Raw genomic sequence first — 12,282 nt, 5'->3', positions numbered from 1 at the left:
CAAAGAAAGGGGCAATCTGCCCCTCAAATAATTTCATCACGAAGCATTGTAACCAATTTCGCTCATCACACGCTCTACTTCGGCCAATTGCTCGCGAGAGTTGATGCTATATGCTTCGCACGCTTTGAGCACCGGCAATGCATCGACCTTATCCCCCAGACCTTTGAGGATCTTCGGGCAGTCAGTCAGGTAGTACTCTCCCTGAGCGTTTTCATTGCTCAAGCGGCCCAGCGCCTCGACCAGGCGCGGAGCGGCGAACACGTAAGTGCTCATGTTGACTTCGTTGATCGCACGCTGCTCAGGGGTGGCATCTTTCTCTTCGACAATCCCCTCGAAAATTCCGTCAGCATCACGCACGATACGCCCCAATCCCGTGGGGTTTTCGCGTTTAAGGGTCCCGAGAAGGCAAGCATGTCCGCCTGACTCGAACGCCTCGAACAGTTCTTTTAAAGAAGATGGTTGAACCAGCGGCGAATCGCCTGCCAGGACCACCACATTGCCGTCGACCGACTTTAGTTCGTCAACGCACATCTGAACGGCGTGACCGGTGCCAAGCTGCTCGGTTTGTTCGACGAAGACGACATCCGAATGGCCAGCCAGAGCCTGGCGGACATCATCCGCGCGATAGCCGACGACGCAAACAATCTTCTCGACCCCAACTTCACGCAGCGCATCGAGCACAAACTCGATCATGGGGCGTCCCAGAACCGGGAACAGCACCTTCGGCATCTCCGATTGCATTCTGGTTCCCTTACCGGCAGCCAGAACAACCGCAATCCGTTTTCCCATTTTGCCTACTCGCTCGAGGCCATGAAGCTCGCAACCACCACCGGACAGGGCTGAATGCCGTCCGCAAACGGTCGTATCTTGGCATTTTTCGCCAGCAGTTTCCAGGGGCTTCGAATGCCGGTTCAACCATTGAAGCGGACGGAATCTTTGACGTGGAAATCACTTACGAGATCGACAAGAAATTTGCGGAGCAATCGCCCAACGACATTCCCATCCCCTCCATAGAGCCCTTTCAAGTGAAATAATTCCCGTTTTCACAATTTGCTTTCGACTGCGAAGTCGAATACCATGGAGGGCGGAACAGAATCGTCTCATCCTTGCATTCTCAATCAGACGGAAGAGGTGCCCTGGTCGCTGCTGGACGGTCAGGCCCGGAAGTTATATGGCTGATCTCACCGCTGAAGAATTCGCGCAGCGCGTAATCGACTTCAATCTCTTAGAACATCGCCAGGTCGAACAGGTCTGGAGCGAGCTTGGAACTCGAGAAGTATCGCTGGGTGAATTCCAGAACTTAATGCTCCGCAAAGAGCTCCTCACCAACTACCAGGTCGAACGTGTCATCAAGGGCCTTCGGACCGGTTACTTCTATGGTGACTACAAGGCGCTCTACATGATAGGAACGGGTACGTTCGCGCGCGTGTTCCGAACCGTTCATAAAGACACCGGAAAAGTCGTGGCGGCCAAGGTGCTTCGACGTCGGTTCAGTGAAGACCCGAAACGTGCTTCCCAGTTCATGACCGAAGGGGAACTCGGCAAGGGGCTTCGTCACCCGAACATCTGCCCGATTTATGAAGTCCACTCCGAGACTTCGATGTATCAGCAGGGCACCAATTACTTTCTGATCATTGAATTCATCGAAGGGCAAAACCTTCGTGATCTGCTGCGGATCCGCGGGAAGTTCAATCCCAAGGAAGCGACGCAGTTGATGATCGATATTACGTCGGGCCTGGCTTACGCTGCCGAACGTGGATTGACGCACCGTGATCTGAAGACCTCGAATGTGCTGATCTCGTCGAAGGGACGTGCCAAGCTGGTCGACTTCGGTCTGGCGGCATTCGCAGAACAAGTCAGCGAAGATGGCCAGGCCACCAACCCCCGAACGGTCGACTACGCCGGTCTCGAAATCGCGACGGGCGCTCCGCGAGACGATCCTCGCAGCGATATCTACTTCGCCGGCGCGATCTATTACCACATGTTGACCGGTGAGCTTCCGCTGTACGAAACTCGCGATCGTCAGAAGCGTTTGGCAGCGGCTCGTTACTTGAATATCGAGCCGATCGCCAAAGTTGCGCCGGATCTCCCTCGTTCGGTCGCCAGCGTGGTGATGAAGGCGATGGATACGAATCCGGATCGACGTTATCAGTCCACTGGCCATATGCTGATGGACCTGAAAATGGCCGCAAAACGCCTGGAAATGGGGGATGAGTCCGCCGCAGGCGAGATCCGCGGCAAGCTCGAAGCCCAAAATGAAGCTCGCATCGCCAAACAGTTCGAGGGTTACAACAAGACGATTATGATCGTCGAATCGAACATGGACATGCAGGACATGCTTCGCGACCGTTTAAAGAAGTATGGCTACCGCGTCCTGGTGATCAGCGATCCGCAACGGGCACTTGCCCGTTTCGCGGAAGACTCGAACCCGGCCGATATCATCGTCTTCAGTGCGATCGATATGGGTGCGGCGGCTTTGGAAGGCTTCAATCAGTTCGCTGAAGGGACGCACACCAAGGACAAGCCTGCGGTGCTGATCGCGAAGGAACGCCAGACGGCGATTCGGGAAGCTGCCCAACTGGGCGAGAACCGAGCCATGATGACCATGCCGATCAAGGTTCGTGAACTTCGAAAGCTGATCCACGAGCTATTGAAGGATCCGCTCGATCCCGAAGAAGAAGATGCCGAAACAGGGGCCAGTGCCACCTAAGGCATTGTCGATCGAACTACTTAAAAAAAGCCGCTCCAATTCGAGCGGCTTTTTTCATGTCAGTTCGCTGCTACTTCGAGGGGCGCGGGATCGGAATGCCCATGTCTTTGAGCATCATCTTCATATCTTCCCAAACATCCTTCTTGGCCGAAGGATTCCGCAGCAGGTAAGCCGGGTGATAGGTCACCACAACCTTGCTTCCGCGATAAGGATGAAACTGCCCCCGCAGCTTGCCGATTGGTGCCGCCGACTCCAACAGATTGGTAATCGCGAACCTTCCTAGACAGACGATGTATTCCGGCTGAATGATTTCCAACTGTCGCTCGAAATAGGGGCGGCAGTTCTCGTTTTCTTCCGTCGTGGGATTGCGATTGCCAGGGGGTCGGCATTTCAGCGTATTCAGGATGTAAACATCACTCCGCTGGAACGAGCAAGCCTCGATGATCTGCGTCAGCAGCTTCCCTGCACGACCGACGAACGGTTCGCCCAGTCGATCCTCGTCTGCACCTGGGGCTTCGCCAAAGAAGGCGATGCGAGCTTTCGCGTTGCCAACGCCGAACACAGTTTGGGTTCGCGTTTTTGCCAATTCCGCACAAAGCGTACAGCCTGCCACCGTCGCTCGGAGGGTATCGAGCCGCTCCTGGCGTTCTTCGACCGACAATGTGGCAAATTCTTTGGGCCATGGCTCGCCGGGCGAACTTGGCTTGGCAGGCATCGGTGCCGCCGTCCGTGGCGCTGGCTTGGAAGCCGGGGCATCGGCGACCTTTTTAGGCTTCGGCATCTCGCTCAATCCTTGCGGGGCAGGAGTTTCCGACGCTACGACCGGCGATTCAGGTGTTGCCTTGGGCAACACCATTCCAGCCTGTTTGGCTAGGAAAGAAACACCCGAGGCCTGCCAGGCTTGGGCCTGTTGTAGCAATACTCGGCGAATTTCGGGCTGATCCATGCCAGTCGATTTGCAGTGAGAAAGTCGGAATCGTGCCGAGAAATCACGTCGCTTGGGCAAGGCGAGGAAGTTTTCCCTTACTCAGGCGTGCCCTGGCACGTAAAATGAAGTTCAAGCATATTAGGGTAAGTAATTCATGCTTTCCTGTCATCCACACACGCACCCTGAGTGAATTCTGCCCCAATGGCGGTACCCCAAGTAGTAATCATCGGTCGACCGAACGTCGGTAAATCCAGCATCTTCAATTGGCTGGCCGGGCGTCGCTTGGCCATCGTTGACGACGTCGCAGGCGTGACCCGCGATCGTATGGTCCACCTTCAAAAGTGGAACGAACGCTTTTTCGAAATCGTCGACACCGGGGGGATTGGCGTAAATGACGTCGATAACCTGACCGACGAAATCGAACGTCAAATTCAAATCGCCATCGATTCGGCTGACGTGATCTTGTTCGTTGTCGACGTTCGTAGCGGCATGCTTCCTCTCGATCAGAAGGTGGCCCAGCGTCTCCGCAAGATCGACAAGCCGGTCGTGCTGGTCGCCAACAAGTCGGACGCTCCGCAGATGGACGCCGAGGCCGACCAGTTCTATCGACTTGGTCGTGGCAAGCTAGTCGCCGTCAGTACCCTGCAGAATCGCAACAAGAGCGACCTGTTGGATGTGATTGTCGATCGCCTGCCAGAAAGCGATCTGACAGCGACTGACGGGTCCGATCCAGAGATGAAGGTAGCGATCGTCGGACGTCGAAACGTCGGCAAAAGCACCTTCGTCAATACATTGGCCCAGGCAGAGCGAATGATCGTCAGCGAAGTCGCCGGAACGACTCGCGACAGTGTCGACGTTCGCTTCGAGCTCGATGGCAAGTCGTTCGTGGCGATCGACACACCTGGTTTGCGTCGCCGCGTGAGCGTGAAGACCGACATCGACTACTACAGCACCCACCGTGCTGAGCGAAGTATTCGTCATGCTGACATGACGCTGATGTTCTTCGATGCGTCACAGCAAATCAGCAAAGTCGACAAGCAACTCGTTCGTTACATCAGCGACGAATTCAAGCCATGTATCTTCGTGGTTAACAAATGGGATCTGTATCACACGCAGATGCCGACCGACCGCTGGGCAACGTATCTGCACGAAACGTTCCCGATGATGTCGCATGTGCCGATCGCGTTTATCACCGGTCAGACCGGTAAGAATGTGAAGACGCTGCTGAACCACGCCCAGATGCTGTACAAGCAGTCGCTCTCGCGTATCGGCACCGGCGAGCTGAACCGGATCTTGAAGGAGATCATCGAGCGACATCCCCCACCGTTGTACAAGAACCGCAAGCCGAAGGTTTACTACGCGACCCAGGTCGGCGTGCAGCCGCCAACGTTTGTGCTGATGGTGAACATGCCCAAGGCGTTCTCCCCTTCGTATCAGCGGTATTTGATCTCGTCGTTCCGCGACGCGGTCCCCTTCCCCGAGGTGCCGATCAAGATCTACCTCAAGAAGCGGGAATCCGCAGACGAACGCGACGACTTCGGATCGCGACGTTCTGCTCGCTCCGCTGCCCTGGAACCGCATGAAGACGACTTCGACGCACCAGAAACCGACACTGGCGACGAGGCGTCGGAAGACCACCTCGACGACGTCAACGAAGAAGCATAATCATCAAGGCTGCCGAATCTCTCGGCAGCCTTTCTTATTGGTCGGATGCCTTTGCCCAACCGCATTGGCGAACAGCCCCATCCAGGAATGCGGCGCAACCGAACCTAGAATGACCTACCTCGTTCCGTCGGGCGCGATTCGCTCCTGAAGACATTGCCAACGGTCTAGTCAAATTCCCGTCTTTCTGAGCCAAAAGGGGGCCGAATAATGAACAATTTCGCGCGGGGAGCCCATGTCCTAATTCGCGAGGAAATGTTTCAATACGAACTGCCCCATCATCGTGCATTTTACTTTCCACAGGTTCGTGAAGTTAAAAAGGCTGACTAATGATCGTTGGTGTTCCTAAAGAAGTGAAGCGGGACGAATACCGCATCGCCCTTTTGCCGGTTGGGGCAGAAGAATTGGTCCGCGCTGGCCATAAAGTGATTATCGAGAAGGACGCCGGGATTGGATCAGGGCTGACCAACGAACAATACATCGAAGCAGGCGCGATCCTGGTCGATACGGCGGAAGAGGTCTTCTCGCAGGCCGACATGATCTTAAAGGTCAAAGAGCCTCAGCCAGAAGAGTTTCCACTGATTCGCAAGGGTCAGATCGTCTTCACCTACTTCCACTTTGCCGCGAGCCTGGAACTGACCCAAGGCATGATCGACTCGGGCGCCATCTGCCTGGCGTATGAAACCTTGCGGGATGCCAGGGGAACGCTTCCACTGCTGACGCCGATGAGCGAAGTTGCCGGACGCATGAGCATCCAGGAAGGTGCCAAGTACCTGGAAAAGCCGCAGATGGGTCAAGGGATTCTGCTGGGTGGTGTTCCTGGTGTGGCTCCTGCTCATATCACGATCCTGGGTGGTGGCATCGTCGGTGCGAACGCCGCCAAAATCGCAGCTGGTTTCAACGCCGACGTGAATATTCTCGACATCAACATGGACCGCCTGCGGTACCTGGATGACGTGATGCCACCGAATGTGAATGTTCTGTTCAGCGATCGCCACGTGATTCGTCATCAGTTGCAACTGGCTGACCTCGTGATCGGTGCCGTGCTGATCCCCGGAGCCAAGGCTCCGATGCTGGTTTCGCGGGAAGACCTCTCGCTGATGAAGCCAGGCAGCGTGATCATCGACGTCGCCGTCGACCAAGGTGGCTGCATCGAAACCTCGAAGCCAACTTCGCACAGCAGCCCGACCTATATGATTGACGATGTGTTACACTACTGCGTGGCCAACATGCCTGGTGCGGTCGGCCGAACCAGTACGTTCGCCCTGTGCAATGTGACGTTGCCATGGGCATTGCGTGTCGCGAATCAAGGCATCGAGAAGTCGCTGGCTCAATCGCCGGAACTTCAAACGGCTTTGAATGTTCATACCGGTCGCGTAACCAACAAGCCGGTCGCAGACACGTTCGACCTTCCATTCGAACCACTCTCGATCTGAACTGATGACAACTGCCAATCCCCAGACTGCTGCTCCTGATCCGATCCGTTTCGTTGGCGAAACCGATGGTCACCTTGTTTTGATTGACCAGACCCAGCTACCGGTCGACCTGATCTATATCGACTGTCGCGATGTAGAGACCGTGTGGGAAGCGATCAAGATGCTGCGTGTTCGAGGAGCACCGGCGATTGGCATTGCCGCGGCTTATGGTGTGGTGGTTGGAATGCAGACCGCCACCGAGAAGTCGCTGGAAGATTTCGAGGCTCGCTTTCACGAAGTGGTTGAGTACCTGGCTGGTAGCCGCCCAACCGCGGTTAACTTGTTCTGGGCACTCGATCGCTTGAAGGCAACCTTCGCCGCCGAGAAGGAAGCAGGCAAGTCGGTTGCCGACATTCACACGGCCTTGCTCGCCGAAGCTCGCTTCATCCATGAAGACGATCGCCAGGTTTGTCGAGCCATCGGCCGCCATGGTGCCGAGTTGATCGAACCAGGATTCGGTATTCTCACGCACTGCAACGCAGGGGGCCTGGCAACGGCCGACTATGGTACCGCGCTGGCCGTGATGTTCACGTGCCACGACCAAGACAAAGGCATTCATGTCTACGTCGACGAAACGCGTCCGCTTCTGCAGGGCTCGCGTTTGACGGCCTGGGAACTGGTACAGCGCGAGATTCCCGCCACGCTGATCTGCGATAACATGGCCGCCCAGGTCATGAAAGAAGGTCGCGTCAACGCGGTGATTACTGGTGCCGATCGTATCGCCGCCAATGGCGACTCGGCCAACAAGATCGGAACCTACGGCGTCGCCTTGCTGGCCAAAGCCCACGGGATTCCGTTCTACATTGCCGCTCCGATCAGCACGTTCGATCTCACTTTGCCAACCGGCGAAGGGATTCCAATCGAACAACGGGATGCCGTGGAAATCATCCATGGCATGGGCAAGCAAACAGCACCTGCCAACGTTCAGGTCTACAACCCAGCCTTCGACGTCACCCCTGCCGAGTTGATTGCTGGCATCATCACCGAGAAAGGCGTGATCTCGCCCGTCACGCCTGAAAACGTGGCCCAGGTTGTCGCCAGTTAGGCAGCTTCCTCGACAATATCGAACCATGAAAAAGGCCCACGTTCGCAATCGAACGTGGGCCTTTTTTTGTCTTTAGCTTACGACTCGAATTAGATGTCGTAGTACAAGCAGAACTCGTAAGGATGCGGACGCAATCGGATGGCGTCTGCTTCGTTCTTTCGCTTGTATTCGATCCACGTTTCGATCACGTCTTTGGTAAAGACATCCCCTCGCAGCAGGAAATCGTGGTCGGCTGCCAACGCATCGAGCGCTTCGTCGAGCGAGCCGGGCGTCTTTGGCACGGCGGCCGCTTCTTCCGGTGGCAAGTCGTAGATGTCTTTATCGAGCGGCTGACCAGGATCGATCTTGTTCTGAATTCCATCGATGGCAGCCATGGTAATCGCGGCAAAGGCCAGGTAAGGATTGCAGGTCGGATCGGGACAACGGAACTCGACGCGTTTCGCTTTTGGACTTGGGCTGTACATCGGAATGCGACATGAGGCCGAACGATTCCGCTGCGAATAAGCCAGATTCACCGGTGCTTCGTAGCCTGGGACCAATCGCTTATAGCTATTGGTCGTTGGGTTGGTGAACGCCAAGACCGCCGGAGCATGCTTCAGCAAACCGCCGATGGCATGCAAAGCCGTTTCACTGAGACCTGCGTAGCCGTTGCCAGCGAAGAGCGGCTCGTTGTCTTTCCAGAATGAAAAGTGGGTATGCATCCCACTGCCGTTGTCGCCGAAGATCGGCTTTGGCATGAAGGTCGCGGTGCGGTTATTGCGTTTAGCGACGTTCTTGATCACGTACTTATAGATCAACAGGTCATCGGCCATGCGGACCATCTCGTTGAACCGCATGTCGATTTCGCACTGCCCTGCCGTCGAGACTTCGTGATGCTGGGCTTCGACATTCAGACCACACTCGATCATGGTCTGCATCATCTCATTCCGCAAATCCATCAACGAGTCGGCCGGAGGAACCGGGAAGTAGCCTTCCTTGTGACGCAGCTTGTAGCCAAGGTTTGGACCTTCGTCGCGACCCCGGTTCCACTCCCCTTCCACGCTGTCGACGTAATAGAACCCGTGCTGGGCCCGTTGATCGAAACGTACGTCATCGAACACAAAGAACTCTGCTTCGGGACCGATGAAGCAGGTATCGGCGATGCCAGTGCTCTTCAAGTAGTTCGCCGCTTTGCGGCAAACGTTACGAGGATCACGCGAGTAATCCTCACGGGTGATCGGATCTTGGATGTTGCAAATCAAGACCAGCGTCGGCAACTGTGTGAAAGGATCGACGAAAGCGGTATCAGGCTGCGGAACAACCAGCATGTCGCTCTCGTTGATGGCTTGCCAACCGCGAATGCTTGAGCCGTCGAAACCGAGGCCATCCTCGAACGTGTCTTCACTGAGGTGGCTGACCGGAATCGTGAAATGCTGCCAGATCCCGGGAAAGTCCATGAAGCGAAAATCCACGGCTTTCACGTCATTCTCTCGGCATAGAGCCAAGACTTCTTTTGGCGTCATGCGGGGGCTCCCTTTCTATTCGATGTGGACGCGGGGCAGTCTGATGGAGGGAACCGAGAAACCACCTGACGCTGCAAGAACTCAAGTGGTGATTCGATTCCTGAGCGAATCCACAATATGGCGCTTTCAGGCAGGCTATTCAATTGGACCCACCGAATTTCTTGGGGTCATTCGGACGCGATCGATTCCAATTCAGGCTCTTTCGTGTACCGATTCATCAGCGCCAGGAAGCATGGCAGCATCACGGTTCGCACGACAAACGTATCGAGCAGAACCCCCACCGTCAGGGCGAATCCGATTTCAATCACGCCCAGCAAGGTTCCCATGCACATCGAAGCGAACGTACCTGCCATGACCAGGCCGCAGCTTGTGATGATGCCACCGGTCGTCGAAATCCCGCGTAAGAGCCCCTGCCGTAAGCCAAGCCGCTTCTGTTCCTCGAACACCCGCGTCGCCAGGTAAACGTTATAGTCCTGGCCAATGGCTGCCAGAATCACAAACAGGAACAACGGCACTTTCCAGTCGAGTGCCTGATAGGTGTCAGCATAAACAAAACGGAAGAACGTCTCGGTAATACCCAGCGTCACGTAATAGCTGAACAGCACCGACAGGATCATGTAGGCACAAACCATCGGCCTTCGCAGAATCACCAGGAGCACCAGAAACACCGCCACGATGACGCCAATCTCGATTCGTTTTTGATCGCGCCGCGTGACGGTCATCAGGTCCCGAATCGATGGCGTCGTTCCCTGGACGAAGATCTTCGTTTCGTTCCATGGCGGCGGCATCGTTTCGATCTTGGCGTTGATGTCTTGCTGAATTTTCTGCAGCAATTCGATTGCTTCATTCGAGAAAGGATTGCGATCGAACAGGACCCGAACGAGAGCAATCTGCCCCCCTAACTGCTCGTTTTCCGCCAGAAAGAAATCTTTCGTCCCGCGGTGGCTCTTCCGCATCAGTTTGCCGATACCACGCGATGAAAATGAATAGCGAGTCGGAGCGTCGCCCAGCGGCTGCTCGCTCGTGAAGACCCGCTCGATATCTTCGTCCGAACCATGAATGGTTGTCGCGATGTCGGAAATGAACTTCTTCCCTTCCCACTTACTGAACTGCCCGGTCGGATTGACCAGCAGGATGGTCATCGGGCCGCTTTCGCCGAGGGGAAAATGATTACGAATCTGCAGCGCAGTCTGCTTGGCCATGCGATCGTTTCCGAGATCGCCGAACAAATCGTACGAAACCGGTATCGCATCCCCCGTGGTGATTCGGCGATAGATACTCGGGACGCCGACAATCCCCAGAAGCAGCACGACAACCGTCAGCGTTAGCCCAGGTCGGTAACAAATCCAGTGCGAGATCTGATCCCACCAGGCCGCTGACACGGGACGGCTTTTCTCGACGAATTGGTCGGTGCCTCCCCACGGCCAGAACAGTAGCGGACCGAGAAACTTCATGATCGCCGGTGCCAAGGTCAAACATGTCAGCAGCGTTACCAGCAAACACAAACCGATCGCCGGACCACTGTTGCGGTACTTCTCGAAGTCGGCAAAGAACATCATGCCAAGTCCAACGACGGTGGTCATGGCGCTCGCGGTTAACGCTTCGCCAACCCCTGCCAGTGCTTTGCTGATCGCAAGTTGATGATCACGGCAAGCGGCCAGTTCTTCGCGGTAACGTCCGATAAGAAAAAGACAGAAGTCCGTCCCTGCCCCAAACAAGATCACGACGATAAAGATGCGTGATGTCTTGAAGACCTTAAAATCGAACCAGTCCATGCCTGGCAGTAAATGGACTTGTGTAAGCAGGGCGACCAGCCAGGACGAAATGATGAACGACACCGCAATCGAAAGCAGCGGAACGGTCAACATCATCGGAGTCCGGTAGATGACCAACAGAATGACAATGACCAGCAGAATCGTATAGAGCTCGGTGTTGGCGATACTCTCTTTCGCTGCCAGCAGCATCTCGCCACCGATCGCAGCGTTGCCGGTCACGCCGATCTGCAGATGCTTAAGCCCTACCTCGTCCGCCTTCTTTCGCCAGGTCTCGACGTATTGGCTGGCCTCTTGCAGGACGCGAATGTTATCGGTCGCCATGAACTCATTCCGCGACTCGACAACGACTAGCACCGCGTGGCCATCCTTGCTGGTCAGCATGTCTCCACGGACCGGCGTGTGACGCGTCAACACGTCGAACTGGTTCCAGTTGAATGGATCGTCCGGCACAAGCTGCGGCGACTTCTCTTTTAACTCGGGGTTCAGCGTCGTGGCTTGCTCCAGAAACTGCTGCTCCCCTGCTTCGTTCCCCAGCGCTTTGTTGGCCAACGCGAGATTCCACAGCGGATGCCAGCTTTTCGAGTCCAACAGCGCCGCTTCTTCCCAGGCCGCAATGGCTCCGGCATAAGGATTATCATCCTCCCCTGCTTCGTCCGATTTCTCTTCGCTGGCTGGTTTCACATCGCGAAACAGAAACATTCCCTGGGCGTTTTGCAGCGGCGACGCCATTCGATCTGCGAGCCGCAGATCTTCTTCATCCAGGGGCTCGTCCTCGCGAGAGATCGCAAACACGATTTGGCTTTTGGCCTGCCGCTGCGGGAACGCGTCGCGATAAAGCTTTTCTGCGATCGAGCTTGGCATGTTTGCCGGAAGAAACGCCAGATCGCCATCCAGGGTAACATCGTCCCAATGTGGGGGCGTCACGGCAGCCACCAGGGTAAACACCGTCCAGAAAACGATGATTACCAGCGAGAAGCGAACAACGAACTTCCCTAGCTGTTCGAAAAACAAAACGTGGTGCCTTGGCCATGGGCAAGAGAACAACGGACGGTAGTCTTCATCGATACAGACCACCTAAACCGATTCATCGTAACGGTTGCCCCACAGGTCGCCAACCAGTCTGCTTCCCGCTGTTGGGGGAGACAAAAAAAGCCGAGGCTCGATCAGGCGAACTGATCGAGCCTC

General features: G+C 55.7%; 8 protein-coding genes. 4 read left to right on the top strand and 4 right to left on the bottom strand.

All coding sequences use genetic code 11. The features are described 5' to 3' along the window. Positions 1-36: 36 nt before the first annotated feature. Positions 37-789 (bottom strand): NTP transferase domain-containing protein, encoded by a 753-nt coding sequence (locus ABD890_RS16495; protein ID WP_345092017.1) that lies wholly within the window; start codon positions 787-789, stop codon positions 37-39. Between the two features lie 382 nt (positions 790-1,171). On the opposite strand from ABD890_RS16495, the gene ABD890_RS16490 reads away from it, so the two are divergent. Further along, positions 1,172-2,710 carry a protein kinase domain-containing protein gene (locus ABD890_RS16490; protein ID WP_345092014.1) on the top strand — a complete coding sequence of 513 codons (1,539 nt, stop codon included), beginning with the start codon at positions 1,172-1,174 and terminating at the stop codon, positions 2,708-2,710. Between the two features lie 70 nt (positions 2,711-2,780). Here the strand turns inward: ABD890_RS16490 and ABD890_RS16485 are convergent, their stop codons facing one another. Continuing rightward, positions 2,781-3,491: a uracil-DNA glycosylase gene (locus ABD890_RS16485; RefSeq protein WP_345092011.1), complete on the bottom strand. Its 711-nt coding sequence runs from the start codon at positions 3,489-3,491 to the stop codon at positions 2,781-2,783. Between the two features lie 348 nt (positions 3,492-3,839). Here ABD890_RS16485 and der point away from each other — a divergent pair, with 348 nt between their 5' ends. The 3 genes from der (at position 3,840) to mtnA (ending at position 7,820) form a co-directional block, all read left to right on the top strand. Continuing rightward, a complete protein-coding gene (gene der / locus ABD890_RS16480) occupies positions 3,840-5,303 on the top strand; it encodes a ribosome biogenesis GTPase Der (protein ID WP_345092009.1) in 1,464 nt (487 codons plus the stop codon). Between the two features lie 326 nt (positions 5,304-5,629). Further along, on the top strand, positions 5,630-6,736 hold the full coding sequence (gene ald, locus ABD890_RS16475; protein ID WP_345092006.1) for an alanine dehydrogenase: 1,107 nt from the start codon (positions 5,630-5,632) through the stop codon (positions 6,734-6,736). Between the two features lie 4 nt (positions 6,737-6,740). After that, on the top strand, positions 6,741-7,820 hold the full coding sequence (gene mtnA, locus ABD890_RS16470; protein WP_345092003.1) for an S-methyl-5-thioribose-1-phosphate isomerase: 1,080 nt from the start codon (positions 6,741-6,743) through the stop codon (positions 7,818-7,820). Positions 7,821-7,909: 89 nt separating this feature from the next. Here mtnA and glnA read toward each other — a convergent pair whose 3' ends face one another. Both glnA and ABD890_RS16460 read right to left on the bottom strand, forming a co-directional pair. Beyond that, positions 7,910-9,322, bottom strand: coding sequence for a type I glutamate--ammonia ligase (glnA, locus tag ABD890_RS16465; protein ID WP_345092000.1), 1,413 nt, complete (start codon positions 9,320-9,322; stop codon positions 7,910-7,912). Between the two features lie 167 nt (positions 9,323-9,489). Further along, positions 9,490-12,108 carry an MMPL family transporter gene (locus ABD890_RS16460; RefSeq protein ID WP_345091997.1) on the bottom strand — a complete coding sequence of 873 codons (2,619 nt, stop codon included), beginning with the start codon at positions 12,106-12,108 and terminating at the stop codon, positions 9,490-9,492. Positions 12,109-12,282 lie beyond the last annotated feature (174 nt).

It is taken from the genome of Bremerella cremea (assembly GCF_039541315.1).
GTDB classification, from domain to species: domain Bacteria; phylum Planctomycetota; class Planctomycetia; order Pirellulales; family Pirellulaceae; genus Bremerella; species Bremerella cremea.
This window is presented reverse-complemented; position numbering and strand designations above follow the sequence as displayed.